Origin of the sequence: Streptomyces malaysiense, assembly GCF_000980885.2 — a bacterium.
In the GTDB taxonomy this organism is placed as follows: Bacteria; Actinomycetota; Actinomycetes; order Streptomycetales; family Streptomycetaceae; genus Streptomyces; species Streptomyces malaysiense.
Window position 1 is genome coordinate 1 of record NZ_LBDA02000104.1, and the last position, 18,001, is coordinate 18,001.

The following is an 18,001-nucleotide window of genomic DNA, read 5'->3' on the forward strand; positions in this document are numbered from 1 at the left end:
CGTCGCCGGAACGTTCCGGCGACGGGCGCTGTCCGCGCATGGATACCCTTGACAGGTGACCGACGCCCAAGACACCGCAGCAGACAGCACCCGGCGCAGCAATGGGGACACCTCTCCCGACGACGCCGGATCTTCTGTGACGGAGGCGCCGACACCCCTTCTCGAACCCCGTGAGGGCATTCCGCCCGTCGTCGCCGACGCGGCGGCGCTCGCCGAGGTGGTCGCCGCCTTCGCCGCCGGCTCCGGGCCGGTCGCCGTGGACGCCGAGCGCGCCTCCGGGTACCGCTACGGCCAACGTGCCTACCTGGTGCAGCTGCGCCGCGAGGGCGCCGGCAGCGCACTGATCGACCCCGTCGCCTGCCCGGACCTGTCCGCGCTCGGCGAGGCGCTGTCCGGTGTGGAGTGGGTGCTGCACGCGGCCACCCAGGACCTGCCGTGCCTGCGCGAGATAGGCATGCTGCCGACCCGCCTGTTCGACACCGAGCTGGCCGGACGGCTCGCCGGGTTCCCCAGGGTGGGCCTCGGCGCGATGGTGGAGAACGTCCTCGGCTTCGTCCTGGAGAAGGGGCACTCCGCCGTCGACTGGTCCACCCGCCCGCTGCCCGAGCCGTGGCTGCGCTACGCCGCGCTGGACGTCGAACTCCTCGTGGACCTGCGCGACGCCCTGGAGAAGGAGCTGGACCGCCAGGGCAAGCTGGAGTGGGCCCTCCAGGAGTTCGACGCGATCGCGAGCGCCCCGCCGGCCGAGCCCCGCAAGGAGCCGTGGCGCCGTACGTCCGGGATGCACAAGGTACGGCGCCGCCGGCAGCTGGCCGTCGTACGGGAGCTGTGGGAGACGCGGGACCGCATCGCGCAGCGGCGCGACGTGTCCCCGGGCAAGGTGCTGGCGGACGTGGCGATCGTCGAGGCGGCACTGGCCCTGCCGGGCAATGTGCACGCGCTGGCCGCGCTGAACGGGTTCGGGCACCGGACCGGGCGCCGGCAGCTGGAGCAGTGGCAGGCGGCGGTGGACCGGGCGAAGGCACTGCCGGAATCCGAGCTGCCGCAGCCGGGACAGCCGGTGACGGGTCCGCCCCCGCCGCGGGCGTGGGCCGACAAGGACCCGTCGGCGGCGGCGCGGCTGTCCGCGGCGCGGGCCGCGGTGACGGCGCTCGCCGAGCGGCTGTCCATGCCGCAGGAGAACCTGGTCTCCCCGGACACCGTCCGCCGGCTCTGCTGGCAGCCGCCGGCCGCGGCCGACGCCGGGGCCGTCGCCGCCGCGCTCTCGGGGTACGGCGCGCGTCCGTGGCAGGTGGAGCTGGTGACGCCGGTGCTGGTCACCGCGCTGTCGTCGAAGGGCGCCTGACCGCCGCCTTCCACCACGTCGTCGCGGCGGCCGCGGGTCGCCGCGAGCCGATCGCGCGCTTCCCCGCGCCCCTCGGGGGGCGCCAGGACGCCGTACAGATCACGCCAACCTGTACATCGGTCCTGCCTCCCGCCGGTGTGACCTTCACCGCTGGCACCTCTGACGCTGTGCAACTACATTACTCGCAAGTAGCATGGGCTTAAGCAAGCGCTCAGCGTCCCGCACCATGGAGGAGAGCCATCGTGCCTCGTACCGTCAGGGACGTCGTCTTCGTCGACGGCGTCCGCACCCCGTTCGGCAAGGCGGGCCCGAAGGGCATCTACCACGAGACTCGCGCCGACGACCTCGTCGTCAAGGCGATCCGGGAGCTGCTGCGCCGCAACCCCGGCCTGGACCCGAAGAAGATCGACGAGGTCGCCATCGCCGCGACCACGCAGATCGGTGACCAGGGTCTGACCCTCGGCCGCACCGCCGGCATCCTGGCCGGCCTGCCGCAGTCGGTGCCCGGTTACTCCATCGACCGCATGTGCGCCGGTGGTCTGACCTCCGTGACGTCCGTGGCCGGCTCCATCGCGTTCGGCGCCTACGACGCCGTCATCGCCGGTGGTGTCGAGCACATGGGCCGCCACCCGATGGGCGAGGCCGTCGACCCCAACCCGCGCTTCGTCAGCGAGAAGCTGGTGGACGAGTCGGCCCTGTTCATGGGCATGACCGCGGAGAACCTGCACGACCGCTACCCGAGCCTCACCAAGCTGCGTGCCGACCAGTACGCGGTGCTCTCGCAGGAGAAGGCCGCCAAGGCGTACGCCGACGGCAAGATCCAGCAGGACCTGGTGCCGATCTCGGTGCGCCGCACCACCCCCGTGGGCGGCGAGACCGGCTGGGGCCTGGTCACCGCCGACGAGCCGATGCGCCCGGGGACCACCCTGGAGGGGCTCGCCAACCTGAAGACGTCGTTCCGCGTCCACGGCCGCGTCACCGCCGGCAACTCGGCCGGTCTGAACGACGGTGCCACCGCGTCGATCGTCGCCGGCGAGGACTTCGCCCGCGAGAACGGCCTCCCGGTCAAGATGCGCCTGGTCTCCTACGCCTTCGCCGGCGTGGAGCCCGAGGTCATGGGCTACGGCCCGATCCCGGCCACCGAGAAGGCGCTCGCCAAGGCGGGCCTGTCCATCTCCGACATCGGCCTGTTCGAGATCAACGAGGCCTTCGCCGTCCAGGTCCTGGCCTTCCTGGAGCACTACGGCATCGCGGACGACGACGCGCGCGTCAACCAGTACGGCGGCGCCATCGCCTTCGGCCACCCGCTCGCCTCCTCCGGCATCCGGCTGATGACGCAGCTGGCCCGCCAGTTCGAGGAGCAGCCGCACGTCCGCTACGGCCTGACCACCATGTGCGTCGGCTTCGGCATGGGCGCGACGGTCATCTGGGAGAACCCGCACTTCGAGGGGGACAAGTGAGCACCACCGAGCTTCTGGAGCAGGCTTCCGGCCTGTTCCCCGACGAGGTCGTCACCACGGCGCACGTGCGCCACTTCGACCTCCCCCTCGGCGCCGGCCGCTTCGCGCTGATCACGCTGGACAACGGCCTGGACCACACCAAGCCGACCACGTTCGGCCCGGCCTCGCTCGCCAACCTGAACGCGGCGATCGACCAGGTCGAGCAGGAGGCCGCGGACGGCGCGATCGCCGGTATCGGCATCACCGGCAAGCCGTTCATCTTCGCCGTCGGCGCCGACCTCAAGGGCGTCGAGCTGCTGAAGGAGCACGAGCACGCGCTCGCCATCGGCAAGGGCGGCCACGAGGTCTTCAAGCGCCTCGCGGGCCTCGCCGTGCCGACCTTCGCCTACTACAACGGCGCTGCCATGGGCGGCGGTGTCGAGGTCGGCCTGCACTGCACCTACCGGACCGTCTCCCAGGCGATCCCGGCGTTCTCGCTGCCCGAGGTCTTCCTCGGTCTGGTCCCCGGCTGGGGCGGCTGCACCCTGCTGCCGAACCTGATCGGCGCCGACAAGGCCGTCTCGGTCATCATCGAGAACTCGCTGAACCAGAACAAGCAGCTCAAGGGCAAGCAGGTCTTCGAACTCGGCATCGCCGACGCCATCTTCGAGGGTGCCGACTTCCTGGAGCAGTCGCTGCTGTGGACGGCCGGTGTCCTCAAGGGCGACGTCACGGTCGAGCGCCCGGAGATCGACCGCGGCGAGGCCTGGGACCAGGCCGTCGCCAAGGGCCGCTTCGTCGCCGACTCCAAGGTGCACGGCGCCGCCCCGGCCGCCTACCGCGCCCTGGACATCATCGAGGCCGCCAGGAACGGTGACCTCCAGCAGGGTTACGACGCCGAGGACCAGGCGCTCGCCGACCTGATCATGGGCGGCGAACTGCGTGCCGGCATCTACTCGTTCAACCTGGTGCAGAAGCGCGGCAAGCGCCCCGTCGGCGCCCCGGACAAGAGCCTGGCCCGCCCGGTCACCAAGGTCGGCGTCGTCGGCGCCGGACTGATGGCCAGCCAGCTCGCGCTGCTCTTCCTGCGCCGCCTGGAGGTGCCGGTCGTGCTGACCGACATCGACCAGGAGCGCGTCGACAAGGGTGTGGGCTACGTCCACGCCGAGATCGACAAGCTGCTCGGCAAGGGCCGCATCCACCAGGACAAGGCCAACCGCCTCAAGGCGCTGGTCACCGGTGTCCTGGACAAGGCCGAGGGCTTCGCGGACGCGGACTTCATCATCGAAGCCGTGTTCGAGGAGATGAGCGTCAAGCAGAAGGTGTTCGCCGAGGTCGAGGCGGTCGCCCCGGCGCACGCGGTCCTCGCGACCAACACCTCCTCGCTGTCGGTGTCGGAGATGGCCTCCAAGCTCCAGCACCCCGAGCGGGTCGTGGGCTTCCACTTCTTCAACCCGGTCGCGATCCTGCCGCTGCTGGAGATCGTCCGCGGTGAGCGCACCGACGACGCCTCCCTGGCCACCGCCTTCGCGGTCGCCAAGAAGCTCAAGAAGACCGCGGTGCTGGTCAAGGACGCCCCGGCGTTCGTCGTGAACCGCATCCTGACCCGTTTCATGGGCGAGATCCAGAACGTCATCGACGAGGGCACCCCGGTCGAGACCGCCGAGAAGGCCGTCGAGCCGCTGGGCCTGCCGATGTCCCCGCTGGTCCTGCTCGAACTGGTCGGCCCGGCGATCGGCCTGCACGTCTCGGAGACCCTCAACCGGGCCTTCCCGGACCGCTTCACGGTCTCCCCGAACCTCAAGGCCGTGGTCGAGGCCGGCAAGCGCGGCTTCTACGTCTACGACAGCGGCAAGCCGGAGCTGGACCCCGAGGTCGCCGCTCTCCTCAAGCAGGGCGATGTCGTCCTGACCGAGGAGCAGGTGCGCGACCGGGTCCTGGACGCGGTGGCGCAGGAGATCGGGCTCATGCTGGACGAGGGCGTCGTCGCCGAGGCCCAGGACATCGACCTGTGCCTGATCACCGGCGCCGGCTGGCCCTTCCACCTGGGCGGCATCACGCCGTACCTGGACCGCGAGGGCGTCTCGGAGCGGGTGAACGGCAAGCCGTTCCTGGCCCCGGGCGTGGCGAGCGTCCCGGCGTAACCCCGGCAGCGACGTGCAGGGCCCCCGCCTCGGCGGGGGCCCTTTCGTTCGCGCACGGCACGGTCGGGCCGCACCGCTCTCGGTCCGCCCGGAACGCCCGGTCCGCCCGGACCGTCACTCGGGCAGTCGGTCGCCCGGACCGCCGCCCGGACCGCCGCTCAGACCGCTCGCCACGCCTCCAGCGCGAGGCCGGGCTCGTCCTTGCGGCGGGTCAGCAGGAGTTGGCCGGTCGACGGGGACAGGGTCGCCGCGACCACCCGGCCGTCCCGGTCCGTCGTGAGGGACACCCGGGCGTCCACCGTGAGCCGGGGGCCCGACTCGGTCCACCAGGCCCCGGCGGACTCCAGTTCGGTCGGGTAGGCGGCGAAGGCGACGCGGCCGGCGGCGGAGCGCTGGGCCAGCAGGGTGCAGTCGTGGCCGTCGAGGTCGCAGCGGACGGCGCTCACCGGGCCGTGGCCGGCGGCCGTCAGCAGGGTGACCGGCTCGCCGCCCGGCCGCCAGGCGCACAGCTCGCCGTCGGTGCCGGTGTAGTAGAGCGTCGTGCTGTCGGCGGACGTGGCGAGGGCGTACAGGCTCCCTGGGCGGACCGGGGCCTTCAGGGGCTCCTGGAGCACCGGCTCGGCGCCGGAGGCCTCCTGACGCCAGTGCAGGACGCCCTCGGGGCCCGGCGCGTACAGCTCGACCCCGCCGGACTCCCCCGTCACCGCGGCGAGTCCGTCCTGGACGTCCTTGCCGCCGAGGTCCCGCCAGGGCTCCCAGCCGCCCTTCTCCTTCTGCGCGAGCATGCTGACGCCGCCGCCCTTGTTGCGCACGAAGACATGGGCGCGGCCCTGGGCGTCGACGGCGACGGCGGGCCGGCCGGTGCGGTCGCCCTTCTTGTCGGGGTGACCGACCGGGCTCCAGTCCAGGGCGGCGAGGTGGGCGCGGAAGTGGGTGGAGTGCACGAGGCCCGACCCGCCCTCGCCGGTGGGCCGCCAGGACACCAGGTGGGCATAGCCGTCCGCGCCCTGGCCGAGGGCCGGGACGGGATGCAGTCTCTGTTCGCCGCCGACCTTGCGCGGGCCGGTCCAGGGGCCGCCGGGGGCGCTCTCCGCCCGGCACAGGACGGCGTCGCCCGACGACTGGTAGACACTGAGCCGGCCGTCTCGGCCACGCAGGAGCCAGTCTCCGTTCACCCGGTCACTTTAAGCCGGGGCCCCGGACGCCCGGCGAGCGGGCACCATGGCAGGCATGACGAACATCCTGCCCCTGCTCGTCGTCGACGGCGCCAACGTGGTCGGCTCCGTGCCCGACGGCTGGTGGCGCGACCGGCGCGGGGCCGCCGAACGGCTGCGCGACCGCCTGGTGGCGTACGCCGCCTCCGGCACGGCCGAGCTGTCAGGGCCGCTCGAACTGGTGCTGGTGGTCGAGGGCGCCGCCCGCGGGGTGGGGTCCGTGCCGGGGGTGCGGGTGGCGGAGGCGTCCGGCAGCGGGGACGACCGGATCGTGGAGCTGGTGGCGGAGGCGGCGGGCCGCACCTGTCTGGTCGTCACCGCGGACCGTGAACTGCGGCGCCGGGTGACGGCGCTGGGGGCGCGGGTGACCGGGCCCCGCGCGGTGCTCGGCTGAGCCGGCCGCGCCGCCCGGCGGGACACGACGACGGGGCGCGGGTCACGACGTCGGCGGCGCGGGTTCCGGTTCGGCCGGCCGCTCGGAGTGGGCGAGGCGGCTGTGCGAGCGGCCGTAGAGGAAGTAGACGGCGAAACCGATCACCATCCAGATGGCGAACCGCAGCCAGGTCTCGGCGGGCAGATTGAGCATCAGCCAGAACGTGGCGCACACGGAGAGGACCGGAACGAACGGAACCCACGGGGTGCGAAAGGCGCGGGGCAGGTCGGGACGTGTCCGGCGCAGGATGATCACGCTGATCGCCACGACCACGAACGCGAACAACGTGCCGATGTTGACCAGTTCGGCAAGCTCGCTGAGGCTGGTGAAACCGGCGACGATCGCGATGACCACACCGAGCAGGATGGTCGGCCGGTGCGGGGTCCGGAACCGGGGGTGCACCCGGGAGAAGAAGCGCGGCAGCAGCCCGTCGCGGCTCATCGCGAAGAACACCCGGGTCTGGCCGAGCAGCAGGATCAGGCACACGGTGGTCAGGCCGATCGCGGCGCCGAAGCTGATCACGCCCGCGTACCAGGGGTGCCCGACGGACTTGAAGGCGTCGGCGAGCGGGGCGGCCACGGACAGCTGGGTGTAGTTCTGCATGCCCGTGACGACGACGGAGACGGCCACGTACAGCACGGTGCAGATGAGCAGCGAGCCGAGGATGCCGCGCGGCACGTCCCGCTGCGGGTTGCGGGTCTCCTCGGCGGCGGTGGCCACGATGTCGAAGCCGATGAAGGCGAAGAACACCACCGAGGCGGCGGTGAAGATGCCCATCACGCCGAAGTTCGCGGGCGCCCACCCGAACATCAGCTGCACCAGCGGCGCCTTGAGGCTCCCGCCCGCCGGCACCGGCTGGGCCGGCGGGATGAAGGGGTGGTAGTTGCGGGCGCTCACGAAGAAGGCGCCGGCGATGATCACGATGAGCACGACGGCCACCTTGATCGCGACGACCAGCGAGGTGATCCGCGCCGAGAGCTTCATGCCGAGGACGAGGATCGCGGTCAGGACGAGCACCAGCAGCGCGGCGAGGATGTCGAAGCCGAAGCCGTGGGCGCCGTCCCGTCCGGAGAGGTACTCCGGCAGGTGCCAGCCCACGTTGTCCAGCAGTGAGCGGATGTAGCCGGACCAGCCGACCGCGACCACCGCGGTGCCGAGCGCGAACTCCAGGACCAGGTCCCAGCCGATGATCCAGGCGGGCAGCTCGCCCAGGGAGGCGTAGCTGAAGGTGTACGCCGAGCCCGCCACCGGGACCGTGGACGCGAACTCGGCGTAGCACAGGGCGGCGAGGGCGCAGACCACGCCGGCGGCGACGAAGGCCAGGGCGACCGCGGGGCCGGCGTTGTTCTTGGCGACCTGTCCGGTCAGGACGAAGATACCGGTACCGATGATCACACCGACGCCGAAGACGGTCAGATCGAGGGCGGAGAGCGACTTCCTGAGCGCGTGCTCCGGTTCCTCGGTGTCCCGGATCGACTGCTCGACGTTCTTCGTCCGGAAGAGTGAGCTGCTCACGTTGCTGCCTCCCACGCTTGTCGTCCTCGACCTGGTCGACTTGATCGAGAGGTTCGGGACGCGAGTGCCCCGTGACAGGCAGGCTTACGCACACGGGCCGGTTCCGCCACCGCAAGGAGGGGCGGAACCGGCCCGGTTGGGATCGCCGGTCCTAGTCGCGCGCTGATTCCACCGAGTCCACCGGGTCCGCCGTACGGTCGAACCGGCCGTCCAGCTTGGCGACCAGGCCGGTCACCTGGCGGGCGATGTCGGGCGCGGTGAGCCCGATCTCGGTGAGCACCTCGGCGCGCGAGGCGTGGTCGAGGAAGCGCGGCGGGATGCCGAAGTCGCGCAGCGGCACGTCGACGCCCGCGTCGCGCAGCGCCTGCGCGACGGCGGAGCCGACGCCGCCGACGCGGCTGTTGTCCTCGACGGTGACGACGACCCGGTGCCGCTCGGCGAGCGGGGCCATCGCCTCGTCCACGGGCTTGACCCAGCGCGGGTCGACCACGGTGGTGGAGATGCCCTGCTTGTCGAGCAGGCCGGCGATCTCCAGGCACATCGGGGCGAGGGCGCCGACGGAGACCAGGAGCACATCGGGCCGGTCGGTGCCCGCCTCGCGCAGCACGTCCATGCCGCCGACCCGGCCGACGGCGGGGACGGCGGGGCCGACCGCGCCCTTGGAGAAGCGCACCACGGTCGGCGCGTCCTCGACGGCGACGGCCTCCCGCAGCTGGGCCCGCACCTGGTCGGCGTCGCGCGGCGCGGCCATCCTGAGGCCCGGCACGACCTGCAGGATCGACATGTCCCACATGCCGTTGTGGGAGGCGCCGTCGGTGCCCGTGACGCCGGCCCGGTCGAGCACGAAGGTGACGCCGCACCTGTGCAGCGCCACGTCCATCAGGACCTGGTCGAAGGCGCGGTTGAGGAAGGTGGCGTAGACCGCGAAGACGGGGTGGACGCCCGCGTGGGCGAGGCCCGCGGCGGAGACGGCGCCGTGCTGCTCCGCGATCCCGACGTCGTACACCCGTTCGGGGAAGCGCTTGGCGAACTTGTCGAGGCCCACCGGCTGGAGCATGGCCGCGGTGATGGCGACGAGGTCCTCGCGCTCCTCGCCGAGCTTGACCATCTCCTCGCCGAACACGGAGGTCCAGTCGGCGCCGGACGCGGCGATCGGCAGGCCGGTGTCCGGGTGGATCTTGCCGACGGCGTGGAAGCGGTCGGCCTCGTCCTGGAGGGCGGGCTGGTAGCCGCGGCCCTTCTCGGTGAGGCAGTGCACGATGACCGGCCCGCCGAACCGCTTCGCGCGGGCCAGCGCCGACTCCAGCGCCTCGATGTCGTGGCCGTCGATCGGGCCGACGTACTTCAGGCCCAGGTCCTCGAACATGCCCTGCGGGGCGATGAAGTCCTTCAGGCCCTTCTTGGCGCCGTGCAGGGTCTCGTACAGCTGACGGCCGACCACGGGGGTCTTCTCCAGCACCTCGCGGGTGCGGGCGAGGAAGCGCTCGTAGCCGTCGGTGGTGCGCAGCGTGGCCAGGTGGTTGGCGAGGCCGCCGATGGTGGGGGCGTACGACCGCTCGTTGTCGTTGACGACGATGACGAGGGGGCGGTCCTTGGCGGCGGCGATGTTGTTGAGCGCCTCCCAGGCCATGCCGCCGGTCAGCGCGCCGTCACCGATGACGGCGGCGACGTGGCCGTCCCGCTTCATGAGCTGGTTGGCCTTGGCGATGCCGTCGGCCCAGCCGAGCACCGTGGAGGCGTGGCTGTTCTCGATGACGTCGTGCTCGGACTCGGCCTGCGACGGGTAGCCGGAGAGGCCGCCCTTCATCTTCAGCCGGGAGAAGTCCTGCCGGCCGGTGAGGAGCTTGTGCACGTAGGACTGGTGACCGGTGTCGAAGAGCACCTTGTCCTTGGGGGACTCGAACACCCGGTGCAGGGCGATGGTGAGCTCGACCACGCCGAGGTTGGGGCCGAGGTGTCCGCCGGTCTTGGAGACCTCCTCCACGAGGAAGGTCCTGATCTCCCCTGCCAGCTGGTCCAGCTCCTCCGGGCTGAGCCGGTCCAGATCGCGCGGTCCCGTGATGCGGGTCAGCAGCGGCACCCGTGCCTCCTTGCAATAGAGCTGATCGAGCTTGCCGGGCTCGCCAGAGTCTAACTTTCCGGCAGGGCGCGCGGTGCTCCAGGTCGCCGAGCGTCACCACCCGATCGGGCAGTGTCGGCAGATGCCCGGTCAGCCGTGTGACCGACCTCATGCATCGTGGACAGGCGCATGGTGGCCGCGGTTCACGCGGCCGGCCGCGGAACCGGTGAGATCCGGCTCCACGGCGGTTCCCCTACTCCAGGTGCATGCCCAGGATGTGGGCAAAAGCCCGCCACTTCATGGTGGCGAACTCCTTGTTGACCCCGTCCGGGATGGTGGGGTGAGTGACGGTCGCATACACCTTCAGATGCAGGAACCCCTGCTTGTCGTCGTAGAAACGGAACCGGACCATCGAGTCCTTGCCGTCGAAGTGCCCCTTCTGCGCGAGGAAGAACCAGGTGTAGGGATAGCTGTTGCTCTTGTGGTAGCGGACCGGGGCGTTCTTGCAACCGAAGTGCCCGATGCCACACGCCTTGAGCTTTATGTACTGATTCTCCGAGGGGAACTTCTTCGGCGCGCCGTCCACCGGGAAGCTGCAGTTGAAGCAGCGATGCAGCTCGTCCCACGCCTTCTTGGGCTTGAGCTTCAGCTTCCGCACATCCTTCGCACCTACGCGCTCGCCGACGAAGAAGTCGACGTCGTACAGGACACGGTCAGTGGATCGCAGCGAGGTCTGCGCTCGCGGGGCCGCCTGACGGGTGGCCCCGGCGGGACGGCCGACCGCAGGGGCCGCCAGCGCGGGCGTCGTCAGGAACGTGGTCGCGAAGAAGGCTGCCGACACCATGGCAGCCAGCACTTTCTTCATGTCTTCCCTCCCGTGATGTGTGGGCTGGGAGACACCCACAGATGATCATGAAGCTCGGGAAGTATCCCTAATGGTCCGATAGGGTGTCAATTAGGTTTTTAGACAGCAAACAGGCAGCCCCCGTGGCCTCGGGACACGGGGGCTGCTCGTCGCTTCCGTCAGGCGCGTCCGGCCGTCTTCTGCGTCTTGCGGGTGATCGAGTCGATCACGACGGTCGTGAGCAGAACCGCCGCGGTGATCATGTACTTCACCGGCTCCGCGATGGACTCCAGCTGGAGCCCGTACTGGATCGAGACGATCACCAGCACACCGAGCAGGGCGTTCCAGGTTCGGCCCCGGCCGCCGAACAGCGACGTGCCACCGATGACGGCGGCCGCGATCGCGTTCATGAGCAGGTCACCGGTGCCTGCGCTCTGGTTCGCCGAGGCGATCTTCGACGCCAGGAACAGACCGCCGATCGCCGCGAAGCCACCGGAGATCGCGAAGACGGAGATGCGCACCGCCGTCACATTGATACCCGCGCGCCTGGACGCCTCGACACTGCCGCCGAGCGCGAAGATCTTGCGGCCGTACGGGGTGCGCCGCAGCACGAAGTCCGAGCCGATCAGGAACACCAGGAAGATCACGGTGGCCAGCGGCAGGCCCTTGTACTGGTTGTACATGTACGCCGCGGCGAACGAGATCACGGCCAGCAGGACGGTCCGCAGGACCGTGTCGCTGAGCGGCCGGGACGGGACGCCCGCGGCCTCCCGGCGCCGGTTGGCGAGGAACGAGGTGAGGAAGAACACGGCGACCACGACCACGGCGAGCCCGTACGCGGCGGCCACGTCCGAGAAGTAGTACGTGGTGAGCTTGCCGACCAGACCGTTGGAGTCGAGGTTGATCGTGCCGTCCGCGCCCAGCACCTTCAGCATGAAGCCGAGCCAGAACAGCAGACCGGCCAGGGTGACAGCGAAGGCGGGCGCGCCGAGCACCGCGAAGAAGAAGCCGTGCAGCGCGCCGATGGCGGCGCCCGCGGCGATGGCGAGCAGCACGGCCGCCCACTCCGGCCAGCCCTGGTTGACCGCGAGTACGGCCGCCAGGGCACTGGCCGCGCCGCTGACCGAGCCGACGGACAGGTCGATCTCGCCGAGCAGCAGCACGAAGACGATGCCGACCGAGATCATGCCCGTGCCGACCATGGTGATCGTGATGTCGTTGATGTTCTGCGCGGACAGGAAGTTGGAGTTCAGGACCTGGAAGATCACACAGATGATCGCGAGGCCCACGACGACGGGCATGGAGCCCAGTTCGCCGGCCTTCATCTTGCGCTTGAACTCGCTCCAGTAGCCCAGCAGGCCCTGTTCGCGAACGAGGAGGCGGGGGTCGACCGCGGTGACCGCGGAGGCCGCCTCGGGCTTCTCGACAGGCTGCCCGTCCTGCTCGGGCGTCTTGTCGAGGTTCGCGGAGGTGTTGTCGACGCTCACTTGGAAACCTCCCCGTTCGTGCTGGACGTGCGTGCCGCACGGCGGGTCACAGCGTTGTCGGTGGCGCCGGTGATGGCGGAGATGATCTCCTCCTGCGAGGTCGTGCTGACCTCGAAGACGCCGTTGTTGCGGCCGAGGCGCAGAACGGCGACCTTGTCGGCCACCGCCTTCACGTCCGCCATGTTGTGGCTGATGAGGACGACGGCATGGCCGCGCTCGCGCAGCCGCTCCACCAGGTCGAGCACCTGTGCGGTCTGCTCGACGCCGAGCGCTGCGGTGGGCTCGTCGAGGATGACCAGCTTGGGCTCGCCGAGCATGGAGCGGGCGATGGCCACCACCTGGCGCTGACCGCCCGAGAGCGCGGCGATCGGGATACGGACGCTGGGGATGCGGATCGACAGCGTCGTGAGCAGCTCGCGGGAGCGGCGCTCCATCTCGACCTCGTCCAACACACCCCACTTCCTCAGCTCACGGCCGAGGAACAGGTTGCCGACGACGTCGATGTTGTCGCACAGCGCGAGGTCCTGGTAGACCGTCGCGATGCCCAGTGCCTGGGCGTCTTGGGGCCGGCTGATGGTGACGGGCTTGCCGTCCCACTCGATGGCACCCTCGTCGATCGGGTGCACACCGGCGATCGTCTTGACCAGCGTGGACTTTCCGGCACCGTTGTCGCCCACCAGGGCGACCACCTCACCGGCGTGGACCTCAAGCTCTACGTCGGTGAGCGCCTGGACGGCACCGAACCGCTTGGAGACCCCGCGCAACGCCAGCACGGGCGTAGCGGACACGTGAACCATCTCCTTCGCCGCCTGACCCGGCGGGAGGTTGTGCAGAGAGTTTGGGGGGGTTCCGTCCGGCGCCCCGCGCCGAGCTTGCGGGGCTGTATGTGTCGCGGAGCGCCGGAGGACAGTGGGGCGCCCTCTCCCCTCACCGAGGAGGCTTCCCGGGGGGTACGGGGGTGAACTCCCCGGGGAAGAGGGGGTGTTGCGGCGGCTTACTTCAGGCCGAGCTTGTCGCAGGCGGACTTGTACTGCGAAGTGCAGATGTCGGCGACCGTGTAGACGCCGTCCTTGATGACGGTGTCCTTGACGTTGTCCTTGGTCAGCGCGGTGACCGGGACGAGGACCGACGGGACGTTCTTCTGGGAGGTGCTGGAGACCTTGTCCTTGGCGACGGAGTCCAGCGACTTGCCCTGGGCGAGGTAGACAGCCATCTCGGCGGCGGCGTCGGCCTCGGGAGCGTACGGCTTGTAGACGCTCATGTACTGCGTCCCGGCGACGATGCGCTGCACACCGGCCAGCTCGGCGTCCTGGCCGGTGACCGGAACCTTGAGGCCGGCCGCGCTGAGGGCGGTGATGATACCGCCGGCCATGCCGTCGTTGGCGGAATACACGCCCGCGATCTTGTCCTTGCCGACCGCGGAGATCGCCGCCTCCATCTCGGAGTTGGCGTTGTCCGGCGACCACTCCTTGGTGTCGTACTCCTTGGCGATCGTGACCTTGCCGTCGAGGACCTTGTGGGCGCCCGCCTTGAACTGGGCGGCGTTCGGGTCGGTGACCGAGCCGTTGATCATGACGATCTTGGAGGACTTGGTGGCCTTGCTGCCCAGCGCCGTCAGCAGGGCCTGGCCCTGCGTCTCGCCGACCTTCTCGTTGTCGAACGAGGTGTACGCGCTGATCGGGCCCTCGGCGAGGCGGTCGTAGGCGACGACCTTGATGCCGGCGTCGACGGCCTTCTGAACGGAGTTCTGGATGGCCTTGGCGTCGACCGCATCCACGATCAGGACGTCCACCTTGTTGGTGATCATGGTATCGACCTGCTGAGCCTGCAGGTTCGCGTCCTGACGGGCGTTGTTGTAGTCGATCGTCGCCTTGCCGTTCGTCAGCTCCTTGATCTTCTTCTCGATCAGCGGGCGGTCGAACTTCTCGTAACGAGCGGTCTTGTTCTCCGGAAGCAGGAGACCGACCTTGATGTTGTCGCCCTTCTTGGCGGACGACGAGGAGGAAGAGCTGTCGCCCTTCGACTCCTTGGCACTGCCACAGGCGGCGAGCGAGACGGCCATGGCACCAGCGGCAACGGCGAAGGCCGCGCGACGCATACGCGTGTTCACTTCTCAAACCTCCCTGACGAGGCCGCGTCGTTGCGGCCGAGGTGGCTGGAAGTCAACTCGGCCACACGTGCGACGTCAAGAAGTAAATCCTTAACGAGATGGCAACGGTGCCATTCCTTCTCTAAGTGAAGGCAGGGGCGGACATGGCCGGAGCGCCGGTGACGGATCCGTCCAGAAGGGCCGAATCGCCCATCTCGCTCAGGGCGAGGGCGAGCGCGCCGAGCACCTCGGCGCGACCCCCAAGTGCCCCGGGAAGCACGGTGAGTTGACGGGCGGCGCTGGGGATCGCGTAGCGGCCGACGGACTCCCTGATGGGCCCGAGGACCAGCTCGCCCGCCTCCGCGAGATCGCCGCCGAGGAGCACCCGGCTGGGGTTGAGGAGATTGCAGAGATTTGCCACGCCGCTGCCGATGTGGCGGCCGACGTCGGCGACCACCCGGCGGCAGCCGGGGTCACCCTCCCTGGCGAGCCGTACGACGCCCTCCATGGTCAGATCGGACCCGTGGCTCGGCTGGAGCAGCGGGAGGACGTAGCGGGCCGCCGCGAAGGTCTCCAGGCAGCCGCGGTTGCCGCACCGGCAGACCGGGCCCGACTCGTCCAGCGTGATGTGGCCGATCTCGCCCGCGGTGCCGCCCGGCCCGCGGTAGATCTTGCCGTCGATGACCAGGCCGGCGCCGACGCCGCTGGCGACCTTGATGTACGCGAGGTCGCGCACGCCCTTGCCGCTGCCCCAGACCAGCTCACCGAGGGCGCCGAGGTTCGCGTCGTTGTCCACGTGCACGGGCACGCCGAGGCGCTGTTCCAGTTCCTCGGCGGGCTTGGTGCCGCCCCAGCCGGGCAGGATGGCGCTGTGCCCGAGGGTCCCGGACTCCAGGTCGATGGGGCCGGGCACGCCGAGGCCCACGCCCGCGACCTTGGACCGGTCCACGCCGGTGGCCACGATCAGCCTGCTGACCAGCTCCTCGGCCCGGTCGAAGCCCTGGGCGGCGGAGGCGTCCACATCCAGCGGCTCGGCCTCCTCGGCCAGCACCTGGTGGGCGAGGTTGCCGACGGCGACCCGCAGGTGCTGGTGCCCGAAGTCGACGCCGATCACGATGCCCGCGTCCCCGCTGAGGCTGACGCTGCGGGCCCGGCGCCCGCCCGCCGAGGTGGGCGTGACCTCGACGGTCCCGCCGTCCTTCAGCTCCCGCACGATGTTGGAGACCGTGGCGGCGGACAGGCCGGTCGTCCGCGCGATCTCCGCCTGCGTGAGCGAACCGGCAAGCCGGACGGCCCGTACCACCCGCTCCAGGTTGGCTCGGTGCAGCGACGACTGCGACCCTGGAGTCTCCACGACGACCTCCTGAGCACGGGGCCGCTTCGGCGAGGCCCCGTGTATGTCCAACTAGTGAACTCTAAGCTGAGCCGTTCGGGGTGACTCACGTCAAGAGGTTGAGCCGGATCCGGGGTACGCCACAGCGGCGCACGCCGCCCCGGGGACCGGAACGGCGTGCGCATGTACGATCACGGAGCGCGATATCGCTCCCGGAGTGTTACTTCAGCGCCCCCGCGGTGAGCCCCTGCACCACCTGGCGCTGGAAGATGATGTACGCCCCGAGCACCGGCAGCATGGCCATCACCAGGCCCGCGAAGAGTCCCGACCAGTCGCCCTTGTAGCCCTGGCTGACCGCGAGCTGGACCAGGCCCTGGGTGAGCACCTTCTTGTCGGGGTCGGTGTTGAGGACCGTGGGCAGCATGTACTGGTTCCACTGGCCCAGGAAGTTGAAGATGCCCACGCTGATCAGGCCGGGCTTGGCCATGGGCAGCATGATCTGGAAGAACGTACGCGTGTGCGAAGCCCCGTCCACGAACGCCGCTTCCGCCACCGAGGTCGGCAGGGTGCGGAAGAACGCGGTGAGGAAGAAGACGGTGAACGGCAGCGAGTACGCGATGTAGACCAGGATCAGCCCGTGGATGGTGTTCAGCAGGCCCATGTTGTTCACGACGTAGAACAGCGGGACCAGTGCCAGCATGATCGGGAAGCTCATGCCACCGATGAACAGGTAGTAGATGAAGCGGTTGCCCGGGAAGTCGAACCGGGCGAGCACATAGGCGGCCATCGAGCCCAGCACCAGGGTGCCGATGAGCGAACCGCCCACCACCAGGACGGTGTTGAGGAAGTAGCCGCTCATGTTGGCCTCGGTCCAGGCCCGTGCCCAGTTCCCGAAGTGCAGCCGGTCCGGCAGCGCCCAGGGCGAGCCGAAGATGGAGCTGTCGTCCTTGAAGGACGTCATCACCGCCCACAGCAGCGGCGTGACCACCATGATCGCCCAGATGACCAGCACGCCGTGGGAGAAGACGTTGAGGACGGCGCCCTCCTTCTTGCGGCGAGGCGGTCCCGCGACCGGCGCGGCCACCTCGGAGACGCTCGCACCGGGCTCGGCCGGCGGCGGGGCGGGGGTCTCGGTCGTCTTCATCGGTTCAGAACTCCAGCCGCTCGCGACGGCCCAGCCGCATCACGATCGCCGCGAAGGCGAGCGTGACGACCAGCAGGGCGACGCCGATGGTGGTGGCGTAGGCGGCCTGACCGTCCCGGAACGCCTTCTGGTACACGTACAGGACCAGCACGGTGGTCGAGTAGTCGGGCCCGCCCGGACCGGTCGTCATGATCTGTACGACCGCGAACGACTCGGCGCCGAGCGCGAGGATGCCCATGTAGACCCAGCCGGACTGCACGGTGTCCCACAGCAGGGGCAGGGTGATGCGGAAGAAGGTGGTGGCGCGGCTCGCGCCGTCGATCAGCGCGGCCTCGTACAGCTCGCCCGGGATCGAGGCCATGCCGGCGGAGAACAGGACCACGAAGAAGCCGGTCGTGGACCAGACGAGCACCGCCATCACACACCACAGGGCGAGGCTCGGATCGCCCAGCCACAGGGGCTGCACATGGCCGAGTCCGATTCCGCGCAGGAAGGAATTGATCGCTCCGCTGTCCGGGTTGTAGGCGAACTGGAAGAGCAGCGCGACGATCGCGATGGACAGGACCTGCGGAAAGAAATAAACGATCTTGTAGAAGGAGGAGCCCCGGACCCCGGTGATCGCGGGGCCGCCCCTTCTGCGCCGTCCGCCCACATTGATCATGAAGGCGAAGAAGAGCGCCAGGCTGATCGTCACGATCGGCAGCACCAGAGCGAAGAGCAGGCTGTGCTGCAACGACTTCCAGAAGATGTCGTCGTGCAGCATCCTCTTGTAATTGTCGAAGCCGACCATCTTGAATTCGGGGCTCAGGCCGGTCCAGTCCGTGAACGAGTAGTAGATGGACTGGATGAACGGCCACACCACGAACAGCGCGTACAGTCCCAGGGGTACGGCCAGGAACCCCACGATGAACCGGTACTTGCCGTGCTGCATCGTTACTCCGGTGCGCTCGGGGGT

At 69.8% G+C, this 18,001-nt stretch carries 14 protein-coding genes; 4 read left to right on the forward strand and 10 right to left on the reverse strand.

Annotation, left to right across the window (positions count from 1 at the left end):
• Nucleotides 1-55 precede the first annotated feature (55 nt).
• The 3 genes from VT52_RS32215 to VT52_RS32225 all read left to right on the forward strand — a co-directional run bounded on the left by VT52_RS32215 (nt 56) and on the right by VT52_RS32225 (nt 4,928).
• Nucleotides 56-1,345: a ribonuclease D gene (locus VT52_RS32215; protein WP_046427462.1), complete on the forward strand. Its 1,290-nt coding sequence runs from the start codon at nt 56-58 to the stop codon at nt 1,343-1,345.
• 242 nt (nt 1,346-1,587) lie between these two features.
• Nucleotides 1,588-2,805 carry a thiolase family protein gene (locus VT52_RS32220; RefSeq protein WP_046427459.1) on the forward strand — a complete coding sequence of 406 codons (1,218 nt, stop codon included), beginning with the start codon at nt 1,588-1,590 and terminating at the stop codon, nt 2,803-2,805.
• Nucleotides 2,802-4,928 carry a 3-hydroxyacyl-CoA dehydrogenase NAD-binding domain-containing protein gene (locus VT52_RS32225; RefSeq protein ID WP_046427458.1) on the forward strand — a complete coding sequence of 709 codons (2,127 nt, stop codon included), beginning with the start codon at nt 2,802-2,804 and terminating at the stop codon, nt 4,926-4,928. Before VT52_RS32220 ends, VT52_RS32225 begins: the two co-directional genes overlap by 4 nt.
• 158 nt (nt 4,929-5,086) lie before the next feature.
• Here the strand turns inward: VT52_RS32225 and VT52_RS32230 are convergent, their stop codons facing one another.
• On the reverse strand, nt 5,087-6,103 hold the full coding sequence (locus VT52_RS32230; protein WP_046427455.1) for a PLL family lectin: 1,017 nt from the start codon (nt 6,101-6,103) through the stop codon (nt 5,087-5,089).
• A gap of 55 nt (nt 6,104-6,158) precedes the next feature.
• Here VT52_RS32230 and VT52_RS32235 point away from each other — a divergent pair, with 55 nt between their 5' ends.
• The gene (locus tag VT52_RS32235) at nt 6,159-6,536 is read left to right on the forward strand and encodes a PIN domain-containing protein (RefSeq protein ID WP_046427453.1); all 378 of its coding nucleotides are present in this window, start codon (nt 6,159-6,161) and stop codon (nt 6,534-6,536) included.
• Between the two features lie 42 nt (nt 6,537-6,578).
• Here the strand turns inward: VT52_RS32235 and VT52_RS32240 are convergent, their stop codons facing one another.
• From VT52_RS32240 to VT52_RS32280, 9 genes are all read right to left on the reverse strand, one after another.
• On the reverse strand, nt 6,579-8,090 hold the full coding sequence (locus VT52_RS32240; protein ID WP_046427467.1) for an amino acid permease: 1,512 nt from the start codon (nt 8,088-8,090) through the stop codon (nt 6,579-6,581).
• Between the two features lie 151 nt (nt 8,091-8,241).
• Nucleotides 8,242-10,170 (reverse strand): 1-deoxy-D-xylulose-5-phosphate synthase, encoded by a 1,929-nt coding sequence (dxs, locus tag VT52_RS32245; protein ID WP_046427451.1) that lies wholly within the window; start codon nt 10,168-10,170, stop codon nt 8,242-8,244.
• Between the two features lie 232 nt (nt 10,171-10,402).
• Nucleotides 10,403-11,014, reverse strand: a complete 612-nt coding sequence (locus VT52_RS32250; RefSeq protein WP_143070952.1) for a hypothetical protein — start codon at nt 11,012-11,014, stop codon at nt 10,403-10,405.
• A gap of 158 nt (nt 11,015-11,172) precedes the next feature.
• Nucleotides 11,173-12,480 carry a sugar ABC transporter permease gene (locus VT52_RS32255; protein WP_046427447.1) on the reverse strand — a complete coding sequence of 436 codons (1,308 nt, stop codon included), beginning with the start codon at nt 12,478-12,480 and terminating at the stop codon, nt 11,173-11,175.
• Entirely contained in the window at nt 12,477-13,277 is an 801-nt protein-coding gene (locus tag VT52_RS32260; RefSeq protein WP_046427445.1) for an ATP-binding cassette domain-containing protein, read from the reverse strand. The genes VT52_RS32255 and VT52_RS32260 overlap by 4 nt, the downstream gene beginning before the upstream one ends.
• A 197-nt stretch (nt 13,278-13,474) precedes the next feature.
• Nucleotides 13,475-14,578 (reverse strand): sugar ABC transporter substrate-binding protein, encoded by a 1,104-nt coding sequence (locus VT52_RS32265; protein WP_046427444.1) that lies wholly within the window; start codon nt 14,576-14,578, stop codon nt 13,475-13,477.
• 133 nt (nt 14,579-14,711) lie between these two features.
• Nucleotides 14,712-15,923, reverse strand: a complete 1,212-nt coding sequence (locus VT52_RS32270) for an ROK family transcriptional regulator (protein ID WP_046427443.1) — start codon at nt 15,921-15,923, stop codon at nt 14,712-14,714.
• A 199-nt stretch (nt 15,924-16,122) separates the two neighbouring features.
• A complete protein-coding gene (locus tag VT52_RS32275) occupies nt 16,123-17,046 on the reverse strand; it encodes a carbohydrate ABC transporter permease (protein ID WP_046427442.1) in 924 nt (307 codons plus the stop codon).
• Nucleotides 17,047-17,050: 4 nt separating this feature from the next.
• Nucleotides 17,051-17,977 carry a carbohydrate ABC transporter permease gene (locus VT52_RS32280; RefSeq protein WP_046427441.1) on the reverse strand — a complete coding sequence of 309 codons (927 nt, stop codon included), beginning with the start codon at nt 17,975-17,977 and terminating at the stop codon, nt 17,051-17,053.
• Between the last annotated feature and the right edge of the window lie 24 nt (nt 17,978-18,001).

Excerpts from the sequence above, each read along its gene's own strand:
- VT52_RS32250 (WP_143070952.1), bottom strand. The coding sequence starts at position 11,014 with ATGAAGAAAGTGCTGGCTGCCATGGTGTCGGCAGCCTTCTTCGCGACC.
- VT52_RS32235 (WP_046427453.1), top strand. The coding sequence starts at position 6,159 with ATGACGAACATCCTGCCCCTGCTCGTCGTCGACGGCGCCAACGTGGTC.
- VT52_RS32260 (WP_046427445.1), bottom strand. The coding sequence starts at position 13,277 with ATGGTTCACGTGTCCGCTACGCCCGTGCTGGCGTTGCGCGGGGTCTCC.
- VT52_RS32280 (WP_046427441.1), bottom strand. The coding sequence starts at position 17,977 with ATGCAGCACGGCAAGTACCGGTTCATCGTGGGGTTCCTGGCCGTACCC.
- VT52_RS32265 (WP_046427444.1), bottom strand. The coding sequence starts at position 14,578 with ATGCGTCGCGCGGCCTTCGCCGTTGCCGCTGGTGCCATGGCCGTCTCG.
- VT52_RS32275 (WP_046427442.1), bottom strand. The coding sequence starts at position 17,046 with ATGAAGACGACCGAGACCCCCGCCCCGCCGCCGGCCGAGCCCGGTGCG.